The 23,815-nt window shown below is 65.9% G+C and carries 14 protein-coding genes; 9 read left to right on the forward strand and 5 right to left on the reverse strand.

The window, feature by feature from the left end; genetic code table 11:
• The 3 genes from OKW43_RS19820 to OKW43_RS19830 are packed head-to-tail and all read right to left on the reverse strand — an operon-like array spanning position 1 to position 4,921.
• A complete protein-coding gene (locus OKW43_RS19820) occupies positions 1-1,791 on the reverse strand; it encodes a monovalent cation/H+ antiporter subunit D (RefSeq protein WP_429449255.1) in 1,791 nt (596 codons plus the stop codon).
• The gene (locus OKW43_RS19825; protein ID WP_429449257.1) at positions 1,788-2,120 is read right to left on the reverse strand and encodes a Na+/H+ antiporter subunit C; all 333 of its coding nucleotides are present in this window, start codon (positions 2,118-2,120) and stop codon (positions 1,788-1,790) included. The genes OKW43_RS19820 and OKW43_RS19825 overlap by 4 nt, the downstream gene beginning before the upstream one ends.
• On the reverse strand, positions 2,120-4,921 hold the full coding sequence (locus OKW43_RS19830; RefSeq protein WP_429449259.1) for a monovalent cation/H+ antiporter subunit A: 2,802 nt from the start codon (positions 4,919-4,921) through the stop codon (positions 2,120-2,122). The genes OKW43_RS19825 and OKW43_RS19830 overlap by 1 nt, the downstream gene beginning before the upstream one ends.
• 205 nt (positions 4,922-5,126) lie before the next feature.
• Here OKW43_RS19830 and OKW43_RS19835 point away from each other — a divergent pair, with 205 nt between their 5' ends.
• From OKW43_RS19835 to OKW43_RS19845, 3 genes are all read left to right on the forward strand, one after another.
• Complete coding sequence (locus OKW43_RS19835; protein WP_429449261.1) at positions 5,127-6,029, forward strand: class I SAM-dependent methyltransferase; 903 nt, start codon at positions 5,127-5,129, stop codon at positions 6,027-6,029.
• Between the two features lie 82 nt (positions 6,030-6,111).
• Complete coding sequence (locus tag OKW43_RS19840) at positions 6,112-7,308, forward strand: phytanoyl-CoA dioxygenase family protein (protein ID WP_429449263.1); 1,197 nt, start codon at positions 6,112-6,114, stop codon at positions 7,306-7,308.
• A 163-nt stretch (positions 7,309-7,471) separates the two neighbouring features.
• Positions 7,472-8,734, forward strand: a complete 1,263-nt coding sequence (locus tag OKW43_RS19845; RefSeq protein WP_429449265.1) for an MFS transporter — start codon at positions 7,472-7,474, stop codon at positions 8,732-8,734.
• A 124-nt stretch (positions 8,735-8,858) separates the two neighbouring features.
• Here OKW43_RS19845 and OKW43_RS19850 read toward each other — a convergent pair whose 3' ends face one another.
• Positions 8,859-9,851 (reverse strand): chemotaxis protein, encoded by a 993-nt coding sequence (locus OKW43_RS19850; RefSeq protein ID WP_429449267.1) that lies wholly within the window; start codon positions 9,849-9,851, stop codon positions 8,859-8,861.
• A 271-nt stretch (positions 9,852-10,122) separates the two neighbouring features.
• On the opposite strand from OKW43_RS19850, the gene OKW43_RS19855 reads away from it, so the two are divergent.
• The 3 genes from OKW43_RS19855 (at position 10,123) to OKW43_RS19865 (ending at position 13,633) form a co-directional block, all read left to right on the forward strand.
• Positions 10,123-10,689 (forward strand): DUF4142 domain-containing protein, encoded by a 567-nt coding sequence (locus tag OKW43_RS19855; protein WP_429449269.1) that lies wholly within the window; start codon positions 10,123-10,125, stop codon positions 10,687-10,689.
• Between the two features lie 111 nt (positions 10,690-10,800).
• Positions 10,801-12,540, forward strand: a complete 1,740-nt coding sequence (locus tag OKW43_RS19860) for a tetratricopeptide repeat protein (protein WP_429449271.1) — start codon at positions 10,801-10,803, stop codon at positions 12,538-12,540.
• Positions 12,541-12,607: 67 nt separating this feature from the next.
• Entirely contained in the window at positions 12,608-13,633 is a 1,026-nt protein-coding gene (locus tag OKW43_RS19865) for an aldo/keto reductase (RefSeq protein ID WP_429449273.1), read from the forward strand.
• Positions 13,634-13,728: 95 nt separating this feature from the next.
• Here the strand turns inward: OKW43_RS19865 and OKW43_RS19870 are convergent, their stop codons facing one another.
• The gene (locus tag OKW43_RS19870) at positions 13,729-14,472 is read right to left on the reverse strand and encodes an SDR family oxidoreductase (RefSeq protein WP_429449275.1); all 744 of its coding nucleotides are present in this window, start codon (positions 14,470-14,472) and stop codon (positions 13,729-13,731) included.
• A 119-nt stretch (positions 14,473-14,591) separates the two neighbouring features.
• On the opposite strand from OKW43_RS19870, the gene OKW43_RS19875 reads away from it, so the two are divergent.
• From OKW43_RS19875 to uvrA, 3 genes are all read left to right on the forward strand, one after another.
• Positions 14,592-15,482: a LysR family transcriptional regulator gene (locus OKW43_RS19875; RefSeq protein WP_429449277.1), complete on the forward strand. Its 891-nt coding sequence runs from the start codon at positions 14,592-14,594 to the stop codon at positions 15,480-15,482.
• Between the two features lie 113 nt (positions 15,483-15,595).
• Positions 15,596-17,110 carry an amino acid racemase gene (locus OKW43_RS19880; protein WP_429449279.1) on the forward strand — a complete coding sequence of 505 codons (1,515 nt, stop codon included), beginning with the start codon at positions 15,596-15,598 and terminating at the stop codon, positions 17,108-17,110.
• A gap of 177 nt (positions 17,111-17,287) precedes the next feature.
• Positions 17,288-23,218: an excinuclease ABC subunit UvrA gene (gene uvrA, locus OKW43_RS19885; RefSeq protein ID WP_429449281.1), complete on the forward strand. Its 5,931-nt coding sequence runs from the start codon at positions 17,288-17,290 to the stop codon at positions 23,216-23,218.
• The last annotated feature ends 597 nt before the right edge of the window (positions 23,219-23,815 follow it).

Below are 23,815 nucleotides of genomic sequence, written 5' to 3' on the forward strand. Positions count from 1 at the left end.
TCAGCTCCCGTTGGCGCGGTCGGCCGGTGTAGCCTGCGCCGTCGGCGCGGCGCCCGCCGCGGGCAGGATCGCGCGCACGTAAGCGGCGCGATCGAAGAGTTGCGCCGCCGTATCGGTCAGATAGTGCCGCACCGCGCCCGCGCCGAGCGTGATAGCCGCGACGCAGCCGAGCAGCAGCGCGCAAGCCGCGAGCTTCGCGTTGCTGCCGCGCGGTGCGCGCTCCTGCCGGCCGGCGGCCGCGCGCGCGGCCGGCGCGGCCCACATCAGGCGCGTGCCCGTGCGGCTCAGCGCGACGATCGACAGCAGGCTCGACAGCAGGACGGTCGGCCACAGCACGGCGGCCGCGCCGGTCGGTGTTGCGGCCAGCACCATTGCCTTGCCGAGGAAGCCTGAAAGCGGCGGCAAGCCCGCGGCGCCCACCGCGGCGATCAGATAGAGCAGCGCGGCGAGGTTCGACGGCCACGGTGCATGCGTCCGCGCGGACGCTTCAACAGTAGCTTCGGTCTCGGCGTGAGCGGATTCCACGGCAAGCACGGCGAGCGCGCCGGCCGTCTCGGCCTGCAGCGGTTGCACGCGTGCAAGCGTCGCCAGCGCCTCGCCGTCCGGGACGGGCGAGATGGCCGCCCCGGACGCGTCGTCGAGCGCTTCGAGCGAGCCTGGCTCGATCGCATTGGCATCGGCGGAAACAGTGGCGCGGGCGGCGTGGGCGGCGGGCGGCGTCGAGGCTTGCTCGGGTTCGAGCGTGTCCGCCAGCAGGAACAGCGCGCCTGTGCACAGCGTCGTGCTGATCAGGTAGTAAAGCAGCGCGCTCCATGCAAGCGGCGTCTGTTGCGCGACCGCCGCGATCAGCAGTCCCACCGAGACCAGCACGAGATAGCCCGTCGTCGTCTTCAAACTTGACACCGCCAGCGCGCCTAGCGCGCCGAACGCGATCGTCGCGATCGCAAGCCACCACGCCCACTGATGCATGAAGGCATCGAGCACGCCGCCCGCCGCGCCGAACACGAGGGCGTCGCAGCGCAACATCGCATAGATGCCGACCTTGGTCATGACCGCGAACAGCGCGGCCACCGGGCCGATCGCGCTGCGGTATGCCTGCGGCAGCCAGAACGACATCGGAAACACGGCGGCCTTGAGGCCGAACACGAGCATCAGCGTCGCGCCCGCGAACTGCGCGAGCGGCAGCGACTCCGGGCCGAGACGCGCAACACGTTCGCCCATGTCGGCCATATTGAGCGTGCCGGTGATGCCGTAGAGCACGCCGATCGCAATCAGGAAGAATGACGAGCCGACGAGGTTCATCAACAGATAGTGCAGCCCGTTGCGCACGCGTCGCGCACCGCCGCCATGCAGCAGCAGCGCGTACGACGCGATCAACAGCAGCTCGAAGAACACGAACAGATTGAAGAGGTCGCCCGCGAGAAACGCGCCGTTCAGGCCCATCAGTTGGAACTGGAACAGCGCGCGGAAATAGCGGCCGCGCCTCGCGTCATCGCTCGAAGTGCCGAGCAGGCAGCAGATCGCGAGCACGGCGGTGAGCACCAGCATCAGCGCGCCGAGCCGGTCGAGTTGCAGCACGATGCCGAACGGCGCGGGCCATGCGCCGAGCGCGTAGCTGACGACGTCGCCTTGCGCCGCACGCGCCATCAACTGGCACGCGATGGGCAGCAGCGCAACGATGGCGGCCACGTTCAGCGCGCGTTGCAGTCGTTTCGCTCGCAACGGCAGCGCGACGATGAGCCCCGCGCAAAAAAGCGGAATCAGGATCGGGAGCAGCAGAACGTGGTTCATTCGCCGCGCGTCTCCTCGCCATTGACGTGATCGTTGCCGGTGATCGAATACGAGCGCAGCGCGAGCACCACGGTGAAGGCCGTCATCGCGAAGCCGATCACGATGGCCGTCAGTACGAGCGCCTGCGGCACCGGATCGGCGTATTGCGCCCCCGCCGCGATGACCGCCGGTTTGCCGATCGCGAGCCGGCCCATGCCGAGCAGGAACAGGTTGATCGCATACGAGAACAGCGTGATGCCGAGAATCACGGGCAACACGCGCGCACACAGCAGCAGGTAGATGCCGCAGGCGCAAAGCACGCCGATTGCAATGGCAAAGGCGGTTTCCATCAGCTTTTCTCCACGGATTGCATGTCCTTGTCGCGCACGCCGAGGTGCGAGACGATCGTGAGCGTCGTGCCCACCACCGCGCCCATCACGCCGAGATCGAACAGCATCGCGGTGGACAGTTCGATTTCTCCGATCAGCGGCACGTGCAGGTGGCCGAACGCACTGGTCAAAAATGGCTGGCCGAACGCGAGACTGCCGAGCCCCGTGGCCGCCGCGATCAGAATGCCGAGGCCCGCGAACGCGCGGTAGTTCAGGTGGATGCGCGACTCGGTCCACAGCACGCCGCTCGCGACATACTGCAGCAATAGCGCGATCGAAATGATCAGCGACGCGATGAAGCCGCCGCCGGGCAGGTTGTGGCCGCGCAGGAACACGAATACGGCGACGAGCACCGTGAGCGGCAGCATCAGCCGCGCGAGGATCGCGAGCATCAGCGGATGCGATTGCGACGACCACGGCAGACCGTCCGGCCCCGCATCGGGCGACTTCATGCGCAGCCCGCGCAGCAGCGCCTTGACGGCGAGCCCAGCCACCACCAGCACGCTGATTTCGACCATCGTGTCGAAGCCGCGGAAGTCCACGAGGATCACGTTGACGACGTTGTGGCCGCCGCTGCCGGGCAGCGCGTGGGCGAGGAAGTACGGTGCGATGCCCGGCACGGGCGCGCTCGTCATGATCCGGTACGTCACACCGGCGAGCAGCAGGCCGCCCGCCAGCGCGAGCGCACCGTTGCGCAGCCGCACGGGGAGCGGCGCGACGGCGCTTTGCAGCGCGGGCAGGAAATAGACGGCGAGCACGAGCAGCAGGATCGTGACGACTTCGACGGAGACCTGCGTGAGCGCGAGATCGGGCGCGGAGAAGCGCACGAAGGCGAGCGACACCAGCAGACCGCAGGTGCTCAGCATGATGAGCGCGTACAACGTGCGCGCCCGCACGAGCACCACGCCGAGCGCGAGCAGCGCCATCAGCGCGAGCCCGCCAAGCGTCACCGGATCGGGCGGCAGGCGCGTGTGGTTGCCGCTCCAGGCATCGAGCGCGACGAGCGACACGCCCGGCACGATCAGCATCGCCGCGATCATCCAGGCGAGGTAGGCCGGCAACGAGCGCGTCTCGAACACGCGCACGATCACGCCGGCGCTATGTTCGAGACGCTGCACGACGCGCTCGAAGATGTCGCTCGCGTTCAACTCGGTGAGCATTGTGCGATGGTGGCGGAACGCATTGCGGCGCAGGACAAAGAGGGTCGCGCCCGCGGCGAACGACACCACGCTCATCACGAGCGGCGTGTTGATGCCGTGCCACAGGCTCAGGCTGTAGTCGGGCAGCTTGCCGCCGAGCGCGAACCACGCCGCCGACTCGAGCAGCCTGCCGATGCTTTGCTGCGGGAACAGGCCGATCAGCAGGCACAGCGCCACCAGAATCTCGACCGGCAGCCTCATGAAGCGCGGCGGCTCATGCGGCGGATAGTGCGGCAGATCGCGCGGCGTCTCGCCGTCGAAGAACACACCCCAGACGAAGCGCAGCGAGTACGCGACGGAGAGCGCCGCCGCCACGATCGCGATGACCGGTATGGCGAGGTTCAGCGGCCCGAACATGCTTTGCGCGAGGGTTTCGCCGAAGAACATTTCCTTGGAGAGAAAGCCGTTGAGCAGCGGCACGCCGGCCATCGACAGCGACGCCACGCACGCGAGCACGGCGGTATACGGCATGTACCTGCGCAGGCCGCGCAGACGGCCGAGATCGCGCGTGCCGGTTTCGTGATCGACGATGCCGGCCGCCATGAAGAGCGACGCCTTGAACACGGCGTGGTTCACCGTGTGAAAGAGCGCGGCGACGGTCGAGAGCTGCGTGTCGAGGCCGAACAGCAGCACGATCAGGCCGAGATGGCTGATGGTCGAATACGCGAGCAGGCCCTTCAGATCGCGCTGCAATAGCGCCATCCCCGCGCCGCCCACGAGCGTGACGAGCCCGGCGAGCGTAGCCGTGTACGCCCACAGGTGAGTCCCTTCGAAGACCGGATAGAGACGCGCGAGCAGGAACACGCCGGCCTTCACCATCGTCGCCGAATGCAGATAGGCCGACACGGGCGTGGGTGCCGACATCGCGTGCGGCAGCCAGAAGTGGAAAGGAAACTGCGCCGACTTCGTGAACGCCGCGAATAGCGTGAGCAGCAGGATGGCCGGGTAGAGCGGATCGTGCTGCACCTTATCCACCTGGGCGAGCACGTCGTTCAACTCGTAGCTGCCGCATACGCGGCCGAGCAGCAGCACGGCCGCGAGCAGCGCGAGACCGCCCGCGCCGGTGATGGTGAGCGCCATGCGCGCGCCGCGCCTTGCATCGGGCCGCGATGGCCAGAAGCCGATCAGCAGGAACGACACGAGGCTCGTGAGCTCCCAGAAGATCACGAGCAGCAGCAGGTTGTTCGACAGCACGATGCCGAGCATCGCGCCCATGAAGAGCAGCAGCAGCAGGTACAGACGCGGCAACGCATCGCTGCCGGCGAGGTAGTAGCGCGCGTAGATGAAGACGAGCAGGCCGATCGCGAGCACCAGCAGCGCGAACATAAACGACAGGCCATCGAGGCGCAGCGACAGCGCGAGGCCGATGTCGGGCACCCACTCGTGGCGCCATTGCATCACCTCGTGATCGGCCATGCCCACGCGCTCGCTCAGCAGCAGCCCGCAGCCGAACAGCGCCGCCGCGAACGCGATCCACGTGCACAGCGCGCCAGCACGCTGCCTCGTGAGCGCAATCAGCGCCGCTGCGATGAATGGAAGTACGACGAGCCACCCCAGTACCATTGGATGCCCTCCGGGAGTTCCGGTGCGTGTCATACGGTGTGGCGGCCCGGCGGGGCAGGCGGGAGTCCCGCCTGCCGGGTGGCTGCCCAAGGCACACAATCATAGCCGCAAAAATCGGCCTTTGAACGCCACCGCAACTGAGATGTTCGGCGTAGTTTCGATCGTGCCATAATCGGCGAACTTGACGACTGATCGAGGCGCCAAATTGAAAGGAACTGAACTGGATCTGTACGCCACCGACGAACCAGGCCACGCCCTGGCTTTCAATCTTTTCAATGGCACATGGGTGTCGGACGTGCCAGGTTACGGTTTAGGCATGGCGCCCCACTTCGACGACGGGCGTCTGCACTGGTTCGAGACAGTGTGCGGCGGATTCTCCGGAAAAAGCGTGCTCGAACTTGGCCCCATGGAAGGCGGCCATACGTTCATGATGGCCAAAGCCGGCGCTTCACGTGTCCTGGCTATCGAGGCCAATTCAAAATCCTTTCTGAAATGCCTGCTCGTGCAGAATGCGTTGAAGTTCAATGCCGAATTCATGTACGGCGATTTCAGGGAATTGCTCAAAAAGCGCGATCAGCGATTCGATCTGATTCTTGCAAGCGGCGTGCTCTATCACATGATCGATCCGGTATCACTACTGGAAAACATGGCGCATGCGTCCGACTCGATTTGCATCTGGACGCACTATTACGATGCCGAGGTCGCGCGCACCAATACGAACATGCAGAGCCACGTCGATCCCACGCCGACCATCTCCGAGTTTCGCGGACGCGAAGTTCACATCCATCGATACCGATATCTCGACAGCATCAACCACGCGAAATTCATCGGCGGGACTGCGCCGCAAGCCAACTGGTTGAGCCGCGAGAGCCTGATGGCCGTGCTCGACGCACTCGGAATGACGGTGATTGTCGGACTGGACGATCGCGAACACCATCCGGCCGGCCCGTCGATTCTTCTTTATGCTGCTCACATTCCGCATTTCGATGAGGCGCAATATCTTCAGCGCAACGCCGATGTAGCGCAAGCCGTTGCGCAAAAGCACATCGGCTCTGGCGCGGAACACTACATCCGCTTTGGCCGCGCGGAAGGGCGCACGTTCGGATGATCGACACCGCGGAGCCTGCGTCCTGTTCAACCCAGTTACCAAAAAACCCCAAAACGCGAACCCGGAAAGCTTCCCGTAAAAAATGGATACTTCAGAGAATCAGCGCTTCTTCGATAAGCCCGTAGTCGCGGACGTTCCGATCGACAGTCAGACGCAGGTCTTCAAATTCGAAAAATTTCCCGCGGCGGGCCCGGTTCCCTGGCTGGATCGACCCGATGCGCTGGAGCGCGTCGCGGAGCTGTTGTCCCACGGAGTCATCAACGAGCAGCAAGCCGGGTGGTGCCGAAAATGGGAGAGCGACGGCTACCTGATCATTGAAGGTTTCTTCAAGGGCGAACAGCTCGATGCGACGTGGCAAGCGTACGAAAACGCGATTGCCGACGGCACGCTGCGCCCGCCGCACGAGCCGCTTTTTGAAGGTGATACCTTGCCAGGGCGCACGCTGAATCCGCATTTCCACGTGCCGGCTGTTCGCGAGATGCTGTTCGACGCGCGCATGAACGAGATCGTCAGTCTGCTGCTGGGCGCGAAATCGGCGCCGTTCCAGACGATCGGCGGTCACAAGAGCAGCGAGCAACTCGAGCATTCCGATTCGATTCACATGTCGACCTATCCGAACGGGTATCTCGTCGCGAACTGGATCGCCTTCGAGGATATTCATCCGGACTCGGGACCGCTCGTTTATCACCCCGGCACGCACAAGCTGCCGTATCTGATGTCGACGGAATTGGGCATGCCGTTCGGTTGCGGTTATTCCGCTTATCACGACATCTACGAACCCGCGATTCAGAAGCTCATCGCTGAACGTTCATCGGGCCCACAGTATTTCTACCCGAAGAAGGGCGATGTGCTGTTGTGGCATGCGAACCTGCTGCACGGCGGCAGCAAGATGCGCGATCCCGGGCACGTGAGTCGCAAGGCACTGGTCTGTCATTTCTTCGCGGACGGTTGCCTGTGCTATCACGACCTGACCGGCATGCCGTCGAGCCTCACGCCAATCGTCGACTTCGACGGCGATGCGTACCTCGACGCCAATCCGGACGTGGCGGCGAGCGGCGGCAATGCGCTGCAGCACTACATCTACTACGGTCGATTCGAAGGCCGCCCGTTGAGCCGCGCCGCGTCGTTACAACGCAAGGCGCGGCTCGCCCAACTGCCTGACGGTTTCGATCCGAAGCTTTACCTCGAAGCGAATCCCGACGTCGCCGCGGCGGCTGTCGACGCGGTCGATCACTTCGTCGACTTCGGCCGCGCGGAGGGCCGGCCGCTGCGGCCCTGAGTCACGCATGGCGCCGAGGCAGGCGAGCGCGCCCTGCTTCGGCAAAGACGAACGGCGATCACGCCGGCCGCGCCAGCCCCCGTTCTGCGGGCCCGCCGATCTTGCTCTAAACTAGCGCCCGCCCAACCGACGCCCCGATGCGCTACGTCAAGAACAACAACCGATGCCGCCAGCCTCCGCCGATCCCGCCGATTCACCGAACTTCAGCCTGCCGAAACACCCGCCGTTCCAGCGTTTCTGGTGCACCCGCATCCTGTCGTCGCTGTCGTTCCAGATGCTCGCGGTCGCGATGGGCTGGCATGTCTACGCGCTCACGCATAGCGCGTTCGCACTTGGCCTCGTCGGTCTCGCGCAGTTCCTGCCGATGTTCCTGCTGACGCTCGTCGTCGGCCATGTCGCCGATCGTTACGATCGCCGCCGCATCGCCGCCGTCTGCCAGAGCCTCGAAAGCGTCGCTGCATTGCTGTTCGCGATCGGCACCTTCGGCGGCTGGATCAGCGCGCCGGTCATCTACGTGCTGGCTGCCTGCGTCGGCGCGTCGCGCGCGTTCGAATCGCCGGCCGTGTCGTCGCTGCTGCCTGCCGTCGTGCCGCGCGGCTATCTGCCGAAGGCGACCGCGTGGGCCACCTCGGCGAATCAGACCGCGCAGATCGCCGGTCCCGCGCTCGGTGGTCTGCTGCACGGCATCGGCCCCGGTGCCGCGTATCTCGCGTGCACGCTGTCGTTCGCGGCCGCGGCGGCATCGGTGTGGAGCATTCCGTTGCAGATGAAGCCGGCGAGCCGCGCGCCCGTCACGCTCGAATCGATCTTTTCGGGCATCGCGTTCATTCGTCGCGAGCCGGTGATTCTCGGCGCGCTGTCGCTCGATCTGTTCGCGGTACTGTTCGGCGGCGCGACCGCGTTGCTGCCGATCTTCGCGCGCGACGTGCTGCATGCGGGCCCGATCGGTCTCGGCCTATTGCGCTCGGGCACGGCGATCGGCGCGCTCGCGGGCACGATCTGGCTCGCGCATTTCCCGTTGCGCAACCGGCCCGGCGCGGCGATGTTCGGCGGCGTGATCGCGTTCGGCATCGCGACGCTCGCGTTCGGGCTGTCGCATCAGTTCCTCGTGTCGCTGCTCGCGCTGATGGTGCTCGGCGCGTCGGACACGATCAGCGTGGTGGTGCGGCTGTCGCTCGTGCAACTGCGCACGCCCGATGACATGCTCGGCCGCGTCAGCGCGGTCAATTCGTTGTTCATTGGGACGTCGAATCAATTGGGCGAGTTCGAATCGGGCCTGACCGCCGGATGGTGGGGCGCGCAGCCGGCGGTGCTGGTCGGCGGTGTCGCGACGATCGCGATCGCGCTGTTGTGGATGCGTTTGTTTCCCGAACTGCGGCACACGCGCACACTCGAGCGCGAAGAGGCGCTCGCGGCGAGCGCGTGATCGCCAGGCCCCGGGCGCCATCGCCCGATTAATCAGCCGACGAGGAGACGAACCGCATGAGCCAGTCCGAACTGCACCCCGCCGCGGCGGCCGCGAGCCGACGCGCTGCTCGGCACCGCAGGCCTCAAGCCGCCGCCGCCTTCGCCGGCGCGGCACCCAGCGCATCGCGGATCGCGTCGGCGAGCTCGCTCGCCGCGAACTTCGCGACATAGCCGTTGGCGCCGGCGTTCTTCACATGCGCCTCATTGGCCGCGCCCGTCAGCGACGAGTGAATGATCACCGGAATGTCGCGCGTGCGTTCGTCGGCCTTGATCTGGCGCGTCAGCATGAAGCCGTCCATCTCCGGCATCTCGAGATCGGTTAATACCAGCGCGATGGTGTCTTTCGCGCGCGCGCCGTTTTTCTGCGCGTCGCGCGCGACCTGCTGCAGCGTTTGCCACGCTTCTTCGCCGGTTTTCGTCATGATGTAGTCGGCGCCGATCGCGGCGAGCGCCTGCTCGATCAGCTTGCGAGCGAAGCCCGAGTCATCGGCGGCGAGGATTTTCGCGCCGCGGCGGATGCCGAGCGCCTGGCCGACCGAGGCCGGATCGACGCTCGGATGCTGCGACGGGAACACGTCGCGCAACACCTGCTCGACGTCGATCACCTGCGCGAGCCGCGAGTCGCCGGTATTGCCGTCGATGCGCGCGATGCTCGTGACGAGCTTGCCGCCCGCCGGGCCATCGGCCGACAGCACCTGGTTCCATTCGAGCCGCACGATGTCGTCGACTTCCTCGACCGCGAAGGCCTGCGTCGAACGCGCGAACTCGGTGACGAGCAGGATGTTCAGGCCGCGCGTCGGCTCGCAGCCCATCAGTCGCGGCAGATCGATCACGGGGATGATCTGCCCGCGGATGTCGACCGCGCCCATCACATACGGCGACGAGCCGGCGATCGGCGTGATGGTCGGCATCGTCGAGATTTCGCGGACCTTGAACACGTTGATCCCATACAGCTCGTGCGCGTCGCTGCCCGGCACGCAGCCGAGGCGGTATAGCAGCAGCTCGAACTTGTTGGAGCTCGTCAGGTTGCTTCGTTCGGTGTTGCGCTCGTGATTGGCACGGTGGTCGTCTGTCATCGGAATCGTTCTCCAGAATTGCGGTGCTGTGCGGTGCCTGTCTATGGTTATCGGCCTCGCTCGAAAAAAGTTCAGCACTGCGTGGTAGTTTCGGCGGCGCGCGCGATTCACGCGCAGGCCGCAAACGTGTGCGCATTCCTATGAGGGTTACTTAAGGTTACAGAAGCGACAGCAGCGTTTCACCTACCTGGCGACGTGCCTCCTAGAATCGACAGCGATAAAAGCGTATCCGTCGTTTCGCTTTCAGTTGCTTTCACCTCAAGGAGAACGTATGAACCGCCTGCCTTCCGTCCCCTTCGCCCGCATCGCCGCCGCCGCATGCTTCGGCGGTCTTCTGACGCTCGCCTCGGTGGCCAGCGCGCAGAGCGCCGCGCCCGCGGACCCGGCCCGCCTGCATGCCGCCGACCAGACCTTCATCGCAGACGGCACGCAAGCCGTCGCGACGCAGCGCGATGCCGCGCGTATCGCCACCGCGCGTTCTGCCGACCGCGATGTGAAGGCCTTTGCCGAGCGCGTGTCGAGCGACGACGCGAAGATCATTGACGCATTGCGCGCGGCGAGTCCTCGCGGTGTCGACGTGCCGAAGAACGATCCCGATGCGGCCGTGCTCGCGAGCATCAACCACCTGCGCGGCGCGGACTTCGACAAGGTGTACATCGAGCAGGTCGCGCTCGCGGGTGAACAGAAGGCGCTGTCCGCGTTCCAGGCGGAAATCGCGTCGGGCCGCGACGAGCAATTGAAGGCCGCCGCGAAACAGGCGCTGCCGACGATCCAGCAGCACTATGCGATGGCGCAGGATCTCGCGAAGCGCAAGCATCTGTCCGTGGCCGCGCAGTAAGCGGCGTCGCGTCGCCACGCGGCAGGCGGCGGTACTTCGAAGCTGGGGCATTTCGGCGATAATCGTGCGCTCCTTCCGACGATTCTTCGCGCCTCCGATTCCGGGTACCGCATGAGCAAGCACGCCAGTCTGCCGCAACAGTTGGACCATCTGCTTCGACAAGCCGTCGCGCTCCAGCAGAACGGCGCGCTGGTCGAAGCGGAGGAACTGTATCGCGAGATACTCGAACTGAAGCCGAAGCATGGCGACGCGTTGCGCTGGCTCGGCGAACTCGCGCTGCAAACGGGCCGCTTGCAGGAAGGCATCGATCTGCTGAAGAAGGCGCTCGCGCTCAACGCCAGACAGCCCGCCGTGCATTCGAATCTCGCCTATGCGCTGAACGCGTTGCAGCGTCATGACGAAGCGCTCGCCTGCGCCGAACGGGCGCTCGCGATGCAGCCGAAATTCGCCGATGCGTTGAATCATCGCGGCAACGCATTGGCCGCGCTGAACCGTCCGCTCGACGCACTCGCGAGCTACGAGCGCGCGCTTTTGCTCGTACCGGAGTTCGCGCCGGCGTGGAACAATCGCGCGTGCGTGCTGCGCGATCTCGGCCGTTATGCCGATGCGCTCGACAGCTGCGACCGGGCGCTCGCGTTGCAACCTGCCTATCCGGATGCGTGGAGCAATCGCGGCAACATGCTCGGCGATCTGAACCAGCCGCACGAGGCGCAGCGCTGCTACCAGCGCGCGCTGGAACTTGCGCCTGCTTTCGTCGATGCATGGAACAACCTCGGTCTCGCGCAGATCGATCTGAATCAGCGCGACCAGGCGTTGTCGAGCTTTCAGCGCGCGCTTGCGTTGAATCCGGCGGCGGTCGAAGCACACTGGAACCAGGCGCTGTGCCTGCTGCAGATGGGGCGCTTCGACACCGGCTGGCGCGAATACGAATGGCGTTGGGAGCGCAACCGCATCAAGGCCGCCAGGCGCGCGTTCGTGCAGCCGCTGTGGCTCGGCGATTTTCCGCTCGACGGCAAAACCATCCTGCTGCATGCGGAGCAGGGCCTGGGCGATACGCTGCAGTTCTGCCGCTATGCGACGCTCGTTGCGAAGCTCGGCGCGAAAGTCGTGCTCGAAGTGCCGCGCACGTTGTTGCGGTTGCTGTCGACGCTCGATGGTGTCGACCGGTTAGTCGAAGCGGGGCAGCCGTTGCCGCCGTTCGATTGTCATTGTCCGCTGCTGAGCTTGCCGTTTGCGTTCAGCACGAACGAAGCGAGTATTCCGGCGGCCACGCCGTATCTGTTTGCGCAGGCGGCGGCCGTGAGCGAATGGCGGCAGCGTATCGAACCCGACGCCAACGCTAGCGCGGATGCCAACACGATCCGGCCACTGAAGGTCGGCCTCGTCTGGGCCGGCGAGAACCGCGCGCACGTCGCGGAACTGCGCAAGATCGACGCGCGTCGCTCGCTCGCGTTCGAGCAACTCGCGCCGCTCCTGGACGTGCCTAACGTACGGTTCTTCAGCGTGCAGAAGGGCGCGGCCGCCCCGCAGCTTGCCGACAGTGCGCACCGTGACCGGGTCGCCGATTACACGGACCTGTTGCACGATTTCGCCGATACCGCCGCGCTCGTCGCCAGTCTCGATCTGGTGATTTCGGTCGATACGTCCACCGCGCATCTGACCGGCGCGCTCGGCAAACCCGTCTGGATCCTGAACCGCTTCGACACTTGCTGGCGCTGGCTGCTCGAACGCAGCGACACGCCGTGGTATCCGTGCGCGCGTCTGTTCCGTCAACCGGCGCTCGGTGATTGGCGCAGCGTGATCGATGCCGCGCGCGATGCGCTTGCCGATCTGAGCGCGTCGCCTTCGTGACGTGCCTTCGCGGACACGCGTAGACTGAACCTCCGTTCATCGACGGCAATGCCACGGAGATTCTTCAATGGAATACAGACATCTGGGTGCATCGGGTTTCAAGGTGCCGGTGCTGAGTCTCGGCACCGGTACGTTCGGCGGCAAGGGTGAATTTTTCCAGGCGTGGGGCGCGACCGACGTTGCCGAAGCGCGGCGTCTGATCGACATCTGCTTCGACGCCGGCGTCACGATGTTCGACACCGCCGACATCTATTCGAAGGGCGCGTCCGAGTCCGTGCTCGGCGAGGCGCTGAAGGGCAAGCGCGACAAGGCGATTCTGTCGACGAAGGCGACGTTTCGCTTCGACGACGATCCGAACGGCGTCGGCTCGTCGCGCTTCCATCTGATCAAGGCGGTCGATTCGGCGCTCAAGCGTCTGCAGACCGATTACATCGACCTGTTCCAGTTGCACGGTTTCGACGCGAAAACACCGGTTCCAGAAGTACTGTCCACCCTCGATGACCTCGTGCGCGCGGGCAAGATCCGCTACATCGGCGTGTCGAATTTCTCGGGCTGGCATCTGATGAAGTCGCTCGATGTCGCCGACCGTTACGGCTATCCGCGCTATGTCGCGAATCAGACCTACTACTCGCTGGTCGGGCGCGACTACGAATGGGAGCTGATGCCGCTCGGTGTCGACCAGGGCGTCGGCGCGGTGGTGTGGAGTCCGCTCGGCTGGGGGCGCCTGACCGGCAAGCTCAAGCGCGGCCAGCCGCTGCCGGAGACGAGCCGTCTGCACAAGACCGCCGACATGGGGCCGCCGGTGCCGGAAGACTATCTGTTCCTCGTGCTGGACGCGCTCGACGAAGTCGCCGCCGAAACCGGCAAAACGGTGCCGCAGATCGCGCTGAACTGGCTATTGCAACGGCCGACCGTCGCGACGCTGCTGATCGGCGCGCGCAACGAGGAGCAACTGCGGCAGAACCTCGGCGCGGTCGGCTGGAATCTGACGCCCGAGCAGGTCGCGAAGCTCGACGCGGCGAGCGCCGTGCGCCCCGCGTATCCGTACTGGCATCAGGAAGGCTTCGAGGAACGCAATCCGAAGGCGGTTTGATCACCGGGTCGACCAGCGGGTCGACCATGTTCCCGGCGCCGTAGCCGGCCCGCGCCGGTGGTCCGGCGCGGCGGCACGCTGGGTCCCGCTTCCCGTCAAGCGAGGCCGCCATTGGCCCGCAACACCTGCCCATTGACCCAGCCCGCATCGGGGCCGACCAGAAACGCGACCACGCCGGCCACGTCTTCCGGCTCGCCGAGGCGTTGCAGCGGCGGCATCTTCGCGAACGTCTCGATCTGCTCGTCGGTCTTGCCTTCGAGAAACAGCGCTGTCGCGATCGGTCCAGGCGCGACCGCATTCACCGTGATGTTGCGCCCGCGCAGCTCCTTCGCGAACACGCGCGTGAACGCTTCCACGGCCGCCTTGGTCGCGGTGTAGGTGCCATAGCCCGGCAGGTTCAGCGCCAGCACGCTGGTCGAGAAATTGACGATGCGTCCGCCGTCGTTGAGACGCGCGGCCGCTTCGCGCAGCGTGTTGAAAGTGCCGCGCACGTTGATGTCGAAGGTCTGGTCGTAGAGCGCGTCGGGCGTGTCGGCGAGCGGCGCCGGCTTCATCACGCCCGCGTTGTTGACGAGCACATCGACGTTGCCGAATTCGCGTTCGGTGATCTCGAACATGCGACGCACGTCGCCGGGCTTCGACACGTCGGCTTGCACCGCGAGCGCCTTGCCGCCGGCTTCGCGGATCGCGCCGACGAGCGCGTCGGCTTCGCCGGCACTCGATGCGTAGTTGACGGCGACCGCGTAGCCGTCCTGCGCGAGCCGCTGTGCGATCGCCCTGCCGATGCCGCGCGATGCGCCTGTCACGATGGCGACTTTCGCTGGTTGGTTGGTGTTCATCATTCGTTTCCTCGCAGAAGGGTGTTGGATCGGTGAGTTGAATCATGAGCGCTTTCGGCGTTGAGATAATCACGCTAGACTTGGCATCATCATTCCGTTCGCTTTAATAATCCGCCGATATGGACCGTTTCGAAGAAATGCGCGTATTCGTGCGGATTGCCGAGCGCCAGAGCTTCACGCGCGCCGCCGACGATCTGCAAATCCCGCGCGCGACCGTCACCAACCTGATGAAGCGCCTGGAGCGGCGGCTCGGCGCGCGGCTGCTCGAACGCACGACGCGCACGGTGCGGCTCACGCCCGACGGCGAAGCGCACTACCAGCGCTGCGTGCGCCTGATCGCCGACATCGAGGAGGCCGAGGGGGCGTTTTCCAATCTCGCGCCGAAGGGGCTGCTGCGCGTGAACGTGCAGGGCACGCTCGCGCGGCACTTCGTGGTGCCGGCGCTGCCCGCGTTTCTCGCGCGCTTTCCCGACATCGAACTGATGATCGGCGAGGACGACCGGCTGGTCGACCTCGTTCGCGAGGGCATCGATTGTGTGCTGCGCGCGGGCGTGCTGCAGGACTCGTCGATGGTCGGGCGGCGCGTTGCGCAACTGCGGCAGGTCACGGTCGCGAGTCCCGCCTATCTGGCCGCGTATGGCGAGCCGGCCGATCCTGCCGCGCTGTCGACGCATCGCGCGGTCAACTACGTGTCGAGCGCGACCGGCAAGCCGGTGCCGCTCGAATTTCGCGTCGATGGGCGTGATACCGCGCTCGTGCTGCCGTCGGCGGTGTCGGTCAGCGGCGCCGAACTGTACACGGGCGCGGCCGTCGCCGGGCTCGGCATCGTGCAGGTGCCGCGCTACCGGGTCGACGGCGAGCTGGCGGCGGGACGGCTGCGGGTCATTCTGGCGGACTATCCGCCGCCGCCGATGCCGGTGTCGGTGCTGTATCCGCAGAATCGGCAGTTGTCGTCGCGGGTGCGGGTGTTCGCGCAGTGGCTGCGGGACATTTTCGAGGCGGTGAGTTGAAGGAGCGAAATGGCTAACCCCCGGACATCTGCGCCCCACATAATGTCATTCTCGCGCGCGCAGAAAGCCACCCGATCGACGGTGGACGCACGGAATGACCGGGGAACCTGACCATGAATCGTTTTCGTTCGCTGGGTGTGGTGACTGGCGCAGCGCAGTTCGCCAGCGCCGACATCCTCAGCCGGATCAGCGCGGCGTCGCGCCGGCCGGGCGCGGCGCGCCCGTTTGATCTGATTCTCGAACCGCGCTCGTGGCACGGGCCGGCCACGCCCGATGCGACCGACGCGCAGTTCAAGATCCACGTGTTCGACACGATGCGCGCGTTCGAAAAGCGCGGTGTCGACGCGATCGTGCTGCCGTGCTTCGTTAGCCATACCTTCATCGACGAACTCACGGCCAACCTCACCGTGCCGGTCGTCAACATCATGACCGCGCTGTCAGTGCATGTGCGGCGTACCTATCCGTCGGCGCGGCGCATCGGCGTGCTGACATCGGACGCGATTCGCGCGAACGGCCTGTTCGAACGCTACTTCGAAGCCGGCCGGTTCGACGTGTGCTATCCGCGCACCGACGCCGGTTTCGACTGCGTGACGAGCGCCGTCTTCGGCGACGAGGGCGTCCGCAATGGGTGCCTGCACGGGCGTCCCGTCGAACTGCTGCGCGCGGCGTGCGCGGATCTGGTCGCGCAAGGCGTCGACGTGATCGTGCCGGGGCTCGCGGAGATCGGCCTCGTGCTGCGTTCACTCGGGCGTATCGAAGTGCCGCTCGTCGATGCGAACCAGGTGTACGCGCGCTACGTCGCGGCGGCCCAGTACACGCAGCCGGAGCGCGCGTTCCGCCTCGGCGTGGTTGGCGGCATCGGGCCGGCCGCGACCGTCGATTTCATGGACAAACTGGTGCGCCACACGCCGGCCGCGCGCGACCAGGACCATATCCGCATCATGGTCGAGCAGAATCCGCAGATCCCGGACCGTACCGCGGCGCTGCTAGCGCGCGGCGACGACCCGACGCTCGCGCTATATGCAGCCTGCAAGACGCTCGAGGAGGGCGGCGCGGATCTGATCGCGATGCCGTGCAATACCGCGCATGCGTTCATCGAGCGGCTTCAGCCGGCGCTGCGCGTGCCGATCGTCAATATGCTCGGCTGCACCGCCGATTATCTGCGCGAGACCTTTCCGGGCTTGCGCGAAGTGGGCGTGCTGGCCACCTCGGGCACGCTCGCGAGCCGCGTCTACGAACAGGCGCTCGACGCGCGCGGCTTCGTGCAGATCGCGCCGTCCGCGGCCGCGCAGGCGCGTCTGATGAACGCGATCTACGGGCCGCGCGGCGCGAAGGCCGGCCAGACGTCGGGCGAATGTTGCGACGACCTCGCGGCGGCCGTCGACGATCTGGTCGCGCGGGGCGTGCAAGTGATCGTGCTCGCGTGCACCGAGTTGCCGTTGCTGTTGCGCGAGCCGGTGCTCGTGTGTCCGGGCGGGCGCGTGGTGCGGCTTGTCGATCCGACCGATGTGCTGGCGAGGCGTTGCGTCGCGTATGCGCTTGGCGACGGTGTTGCGCCTGAGACGCCGATGGATTGCGCGACGCCGGAGGCGGCGGGGTGCTCGCAGGTGGAAAGCGCGCTTGGCTAGCCGGGCGCCGTCATCGCGGCACGAGCCCGTCATGGAAAGCTGTATAAACATACAGTATAGTATCCCCCTACTGCCAGGCTTCCGGGCGCCCTTCGCGCCGTGCCGGCTGCACCGAACTTGCGCGGTCGCGAGAGCCGGCCGTCAGAGGTGACCCACTCCTTCACACGGTCGGAAAAATTGTCCTCCAACGACGCAACCCCAAACACCCTCGCTCACACCCCCCAAAGCGGCAACCCGAGCAGCAACAGGATCCAGGGCACGATCCGCATTCGCGGCGCGCGCCAGCACAACCTGAAAAACGTCGATCTCGACGTGCGCACCGGCGAAATGACGGTCGTCACGGGGCCGTCGGGCTCGGGCAAGTCGAGCCTCGTGTTCGACACGCTGTATGCGGAAGGCCAGCGCCGCTACGTCGAAACTTTTAGTGCGTACGCGCGCCAGTTCCTCGACCGGATGGACCGGCCGCAGGTCGACCGCGTCGACGGCGTACCGCCCGCCATCGCAATCGACCAGACCAACCCGGTGCGAAGCTCGCGCTCCACGGTCGGCACGATGACTGAGCTCAACGACCATCTGAAGCTGCTATATGCACGCGCGGCCGAGCTATTCGACCGCCAGACCGCTCAGCGGGTGCGCCACGACACGCCGGAGACGATCTACGCGGAACTGCTCGAGCGCACCGCGCTGCAGGAGCCCCGCCTCGTCGTCACGTTCCCGGTCGAGCTGCCGGACTCGGCGTCCGAGCAGGAGGTCGAGCAGTGGTTGTCGGCGAGCGGCTATACGCGCGTGCAGGCGCAGCGCGAAGTCGATTCGGCGACCGGCAGGCGCAAGCTGCTCGACGTCGTCGCCGATCGCTTCCGGCTGCGCTCGGTCGACAAAGCGCGCGCGATCGAGGCAATCGAGGCATCGCTGAAGCGCGGCGGCGGGCGCGTCAACATTTACGTGCTGCCGGCCGCGTCGGACGAAGCGCAGACCGAAGGCACCGAGCCGCGCATCTGGCGCTTCTCCACCGGTCTGCACAGCCCCGAAAGCGATCTGCGCTATGCCGACCCGCAGCCCGCGCTGTTCTCGTTCAACTCGGCCTATGGCGCGTGCGACGCCTGCCGCGGCTTCGGCCGCGTGATCGGCGTCGACCTCGGTCTCGTGATTCCGGACGCCCGCAAGACGCTGCGCGAAGGCGCGGTCAAGCCGATGCAGACGCCCGCGTGGAAGGAGTGCCAGGACGACCTGATGCGCTATGCGGCGAAAGCCGACATCCGCCGCGACACACCGTGGGGCGAGCTGAGCGAACGCGAGCGCGGCTGGGTCATCAACGGCTCGCCGGACTGGAACGGCAAGTGGCAGACGCATTGGTACGGCGTCAAACGCTTCTTCGACTATCTCGAATCGAAGGCGTACAAGATGCATATCCGCGTGCTTCTGTCGAAGTACCGCAGCTATACGCCGTGCGAAACCTGCGGCGGCGCGCGCCTGAAAACCGAATCGCTGCTGTGGCGCCTCGGCAGCAAGGCCAACGCGGACCAGGTGCTGGCGCCCGCGCAACGCTTCATGCCGCGCGGCGTTCAGTGGTCGCGCGCGCAGCTCGAAGCGTTGCCGGGCCTGACCGTGCATGACCTGATGCTGATGCCGATCGAGCGCATCCGCCGTTTCTTCGACGACATCAAGCTGCCGAGCGCGTTGCTCGACGACGCGCTGAAGCTGCTGCTCGCCGAGGTGCGCACGCGCCTCAAGTATCTGTGCGACGTCGGCCTCGGCTATCTGACGCTCGACCGACAAAGCCGCACGCTGTCGGGCGGCGAGGTGCAGCGCATCAACCTGACCACGGCGCTCGGCACGTCGCTGACCAAGACGCTGTTCGTACTCGACGAGCCGAGCATCGGTCTGCATCCGCGCGACCTGAACCGCATCGTCGAGGCGATGCACCGGCTGCGCGACGCGGGCAATACGCTCGTCGTCGTCGAGCACGATCCGTCGGTGATGCTCGCGGCGGACCGGCTGATCGACATGGGGCCGGGGCCCGGCGAGCGCGGCGGCTCGATCATTTTCGACGGCGCGCCCGAGGCGATCCGTTCGACTGGCACGCTGACCGGCGAGTACCTCGGCGGCCGGCGCCATGTCGCGGATGCCGCGCACTGGTCGCGTCGTGCGGTCGACGCGAGCACGCCGCGCATCGTGCTCGAAGGCGCGAGCGAGCACAATCTGCGCGACGTCACGGTGGAAATCCCGTTGCAGCGGCTCGTCTGCGTGACCGGCGTGTCGGGTTCCGGCAAATCGACGCTGCTGCAGGACGTGCTGTATCCGGCAATGGCGCGCCACTTCGGGCTCGCCACCGAACCACCCGGCGCGTTCAACGCGCTGAATGGCGCCGATCAGGTCACCGACGTCGTGTTCGTCGACCAGTCACCGATCGGCAAGACCGCGCGCTCGAATCCGGCCAGCTACGTCGGCGCGTTCGACGAAATCCGCAAGCTGTTCGCGAAGGCACCGCTCGCGCAGCAGCGCGGCTACGGCCCCGGCATGTTCAGCTTCAACTCGGGCGACGGCCGCTGCCCGACCTGTGGCGGCTCGGGCTTCGAGCACATCGAAATGCAGTTCCTCTCCGACGTGTACCTGCGCTGCCCCGATTGCGACGGGCGTCGTTATCGCGCGGAAATCCTCGAGGTGAAGATCGAACGAGGCGAGTCCGCGCGCGCGTTGAGCATCGCCGACGTGCTGGAGTTGACCGTCAGCGAGGCCACCGGGTACTTCGCGAAAGACACCGAAGTATTGCGCGTGCTGCAGCCGATCGTCGACGTCGGGCTCGAATACGTGAAGCTCGGCCAGCCGGTACCGACGCTGTCGGGCGGCGAGGCGCAGCGGCTCAAGCTCGCCGGCTTTCTCGCGGAGTCGGCGCAGGCGCGCGGCACACGTGGCGCGAAGCGTCTGTTCATGTTCGATGAACCGACCACCGGTCTGCATTTCGACGACATCGCGAAGCTGATGCAGGCGTTCGGCAAGCTGCTCGCGAGCGGTCATTCGCTGATCGTGATCGAGCACAATCTCGACGTGATCCGCGCGGCCGACTGGATCATCGACCTCGGTCCCGAAGGCGGCGACGGCGGTGGCCGCGTGTTGTGCGCGGGCACGCCGGACGGAGTCAAAGCGTGTGCCGAATCGCATACCGGCCAGGCACTGTTGCACTACGACCGCGCGATGGACACCGCGACCGAAGCGCAGCAAGGCATCCCGCTGCAGAGGGCATTGAGCGCGGCCCGCGCACGCCGCGCGATCGAAGGCGAGGACGTGGTGCGCATCGTCAACGCGCGCGAGCACAATCTGAAGGCGCTCGACGTCGACATTCCGCACGGGAAGTTCAACGTGATCACCGGCGTGTCGGGCTCGGGCAAATCGACGCTCGCGTTCGACATCCTGTTCCATGAAGGTCAGCGGCGCTACCTCGAATCGTTGAACGCGTATGCGCGCTCGATCGTGCAGCCAGCCGGCCGGCCCGAAGTCGACGCGGTGTACGGCATTCCGCCGACCGTCGCGATCGAGCAGCGGTTGTCGCGCGGCGGCCGCAAGAGTACCGTCGCGACGGCCTCGGAGGTGTGGCACTTCCTGCGTTTGTTGTACGTGAAGCTCGGCTTGCAGCATTGCATTCACGACGGCACGCCGGTCACGTCGCAGAGCGCCGAATCGATTGCGGCGCAGTTGCTGCGCGATCACAAGGGCCAGCATGTCGGCTTCCTCGCGCCGCTCGTCGTGAACCGCAAGGGCGTCTACACGGACCTCGCGAAATGGGCAAAAGCGCGCGGCAATACGCATCTGCGTGTGGACGGCGAGTTCGTGCCGGTCGATCCTTGGCCGAAGCTCGACCGCTTCCGCGAGCACACGATCGAGCTGCCGGTCGCGGACCTCGTCATCTCGGCCGATCATGAAGCGGAACTGCGTGAAGCGCTCGATCGTACGCTCGACATCGGTAAAGGCATCATGCATCTGCTCGCGCCGCTCGACGGCTTGCACGACGCGATCAACGGTGGTCAGTCCACCGCGAAGCTCGGCGACGTGAAGGTGTTGTCGACGAAGCGCGCGTGTCCGGTGTGCGGCACCAGCTACCCCGAACTCGATCCGCGCATGTTCTCGTACAACAGCAAGCATGGCTGGTGCACGAGCTGCGTCGGCACCGGGCTGTCGCTGACGCGCGAGCAGCGCGCCGCGTACGACGACACGATCGTCGTCGACGACAATCGCGGGCGCGAACAGAGCTTGCCGTCGGAGGAGCAGGAACCGGAAGGGCTCGTCGACGAGCCGTGCCCGGATTGCGCGGGCACGCGTCTGAATCCGGTCGCGCGCGCAGTCACGTTCGACTCGCAGGCGATCGTCGATGTCGCGCAATGGACCGTGTCCGACACGCGCGCGTGGATCGATAAGCTGCACATGACGGGCCGCGACGCCGAAATCGCGCGCGACGTGGTCAGTGAAATCGGCAGCCGGCTGCAGTTCCTCGAAGAAGTCGGGCTCGGCTATCTGAGCCTCGATCGCGCCGCGCCGAGTTTGTCGGGAGGCGAAGCACAGCGCATCCGGCTGGCCGCGCAGCTGGGCAGCAACCTGCAGGGCGTGTGCTACGTGCTCGACGAGCCGACCATCGGTCTGCATCCGCGCGACAACCAGATCCTGCTGAACGCGCTGCGCAAGCTCGGCGACAAGGGCAATACGCTCGTCGTCGTCGAGCATGACGAAGATACGATCCGGCGCGCCGATCACATCATCGATATCGGGCCGGGCGCGGGCAAGCGCGGCGGCACGCTGATCGCGCAGGGCAGCGTCGCGGACCTGTCCGCGCAGCCCGAGTCGCTGACCGGGCGCTTCCTCGCGCAGCCTATCGTGCACCCGCTGCAGCCGCGTCGCGAGGTGGTCGCGCCGGGCAAGCGCGCCGTCGCGGTGCCGGAGAACTGGCTGACCGTGCATGGCGGCAAGCTGCACAATCTGCGCGACGTGACGGTCGGCATTCCGCTCGCGCGGCTCGTCGCGGTGACGGGCGTCAGCGGTTCCGGCAAATCGACGCTCGCCCGCGACGTGTTGATGACCAATCTGCTCGATGCGGTCGGGCGCTCGGTGCTGTCGTCGCCGGCCACCCGCCGCGCGCGCGCGGCCGCTGAGGAGAAGCCAGCCGCGAACCGGCGCTCGAGCGTGCTCGCGCGCTCGGCGCCGCGCGCGCCGCTGAACGTCACGCATACGTGGCAGGGCTGCGATTCGGTGACCGGCTGGGAGAGCATCGACCGCGTGCTCGAAGTCGATCAGACGCCGATCGGCAAGACGCCGCGTTCCTGTCCCGCCACCTACATCGGCGTGTGGGATGCGATCCGCAAGCTGTTCGCGGGCACGCTGGAGGCGCGCGCGCGCGGCTATACCGCGTCGCGTTTCTCGTTCAACACCGGCGAGGGTCGCTGCCCCGCGTGCGAGGGCCAGGGCGTGCGCACGATCGGCATGAGCTTCCTGCCCGACGTGAAGGTGCCGTGCGACGTGTGCCACGGCCAGCGCTTCAATCCGGAGACGCTCGCGGTGACGTGGCGCGGCAAGAATATCGGCGACGTGCTGACCATGGAAATCGACGAAGCGGTCGAATTCTTCGCGTCGATCACGAACATCGGACATCCGCTGCAACTGATGAAGGACGTCGGGCTCGGCTATCTGACGCTCGGCCAGCCGTCGCCGACGCTGTCGGGCGGCGAGGCGCAGCGCATCAAGCTCGTCACGGAGCTAAGCAAGGTGCGCGACGACATCACGCGGCGGGGCCAGAAGCCACCGCACACGCTGTACGTGCTCGACGAGCCGACGGTCGGACTGCATATGGCGGACGTCGCGAAGCTGATTCGCGTGCTGCATCGGCTGGTGGATGGCGGGCATAGCGTCGTCGTCATCGAGCACGACCTCGACGTGATCGCCGAGGCCGACTGGATCATCGACCTCGGTCCGGAGGGCGGCGTAGGCGGCGGTACGATCGTTGCGGCAACGGATCCGGAAAGCCTGGCGCGCGTGAGCGCGAGTCACACGGGCGCGGCTTTGCGTCCGGTGCTCGCGCGCACCGCGGCTAAGGCGACGCTGGCCGGCGAAGGGACGAACGGCTGAGATGACGTGTGCCGTTGCAACCGCAGAGGTTGCAACGGCAGCGCCTCGCGATTGCTGCATTGCGTCCGATCATCCGAGGCTCGACCAACACCGCGCATGAGCGCTTTCAAATCATACGAAAGCGCCCGACGATGTTTCAATAAAGAAACATTTTCGAACGCACGATATATCTGCATTTGGATATTAATTTCCCACCGGAACGAATGGCCACGGAAACGCCTAATGCCGAAGCCGATAAATTTACGGTTTGCGAATAAAATACCGAATTGCGCGGGCGTTATCGCGAGTTAAGCAGTTCACAATTGAAACATTTTTTGAAGTGCGCAAGAAACGTACTCGGTGACGCGGGAATCACCGCGCTTCGCATTATCGGCAAGCTTGATCCGAATGCGTGAAAGCGCCGTCCATCAAGGCTGTGCGGTAAGCTAACAACAAGCTCCGCGCGCGGCCTTGTACATTTGCTCGCGCCGCCGAGGCGATCATATCAATTGCCCAATAACAAGTTTTCGTCAGACATAGGCCGTCGTGATGAAATCCTTTTTTCAAATTTACTATAGCGATCCATTCCGCTAACATCACGTTTAATCCTTTATGCGG

It is taken from the genome of Paraburkholderia sp. WC7.3g, assembly GCF_050436345.1.
Lineage (GTDB): Bacteria > Pseudomonadota > Gammaproteobacteria > Burkholderiales > Burkholderiaceae > Paraburkholderia > Paraburkholderia podalyriae.

What these genes read in the sequence shown, in the direction of transcription:
- OKW43_RS19820 (WP_429449255.1), bottom strand. Translation starts at nt 1,791, where the DNA reads ATGAACCACGTTCTGCTGCTCCCGATCCTGATTCCGCTTTTTTGCGCG.
- OKW43_RS19825 (WP_429449257.1), bottom strand. Translation starts at nt 2,120, where the DNA reads ATGGAAACCGCCTTTGCCATTGCAATCGGCGTGCTTTGCGCCTGCGGC.
- OKW43_RS19830 (WP_429449259.1), bottom strand. Translation starts at nt 4,921, where the DNA reads ATGGTACTGGGGTGGCTCGTCGTACTTCCATTCATCGCAGCGGCGCTG.
- OKW43_RS19840 (WP_429449263.1), top strand. Translation starts at nt 6,112, where the DNA reads ATGGATACTTCAGAGAATCAGCGCTTCTTCGATAAGCCCGTAGTCGCG.
- OKW43_RS19845 (WP_429449265.1), top strand. Translation starts at nt 7,472, where the DNA reads ATGCCGCCAGCCTCCGCCGATCCCGCCGATTCACCGAACTTCAGCCTG.
- OKW43_RS19850 (WP_429449267.1), bottom strand. Translation starts at nt 9,851, where the DNA reads ATGACAGACGACCACCGTGCCAATCACGAGCGCAACACCGAACGAAGC.
- OKW43_RS19855 (WP_429449269.1), top strand. Translation starts at nt 10,123, where the DNA reads ATGAACCGCCTGCCTTCCGTCCCCTTCGCCCGCATCGCCGCCGCCGCA.
- OKW43_RS19860 (WP_429449271.1), top strand. Translation starts at nt 10,801, where the DNA reads ATGAGCAAGCACGCCAGTCTGCCGCAACAGTTGGACCATCTGCTTCGA.
- OKW43_RS19865 (WP_429449273.1), top strand. Translation starts at nt 12,608, where the DNA reads ATGGAATACAGACATCTGGGTGCATCGGGTTTCAAGGTGCCGGTGCTG.
- OKW43_RS19870 (WP_429449275.1), bottom strand. Translation starts at nt 14,472, where the DNA reads ATGAACACCAACCAACCAGCGAAAGTCGCCATCGTGACAGGCGCATCG.
- OKW43_RS19875 (WP_429449277.1), top strand. Translation starts at nt 14,592, where the DNA reads ATGGACCGTTTCGAAGAAATGCGCGTATTCGTGCGGATTGCCGAGCGC.
- OKW43_RS19880 (WP_429449279.1), top strand. Translation starts at nt 15,596, where the DNA reads ATGAATCGTTTTCGTTCGCTGGGTGTGGTGACTGGCGCAGCGCAGTTC.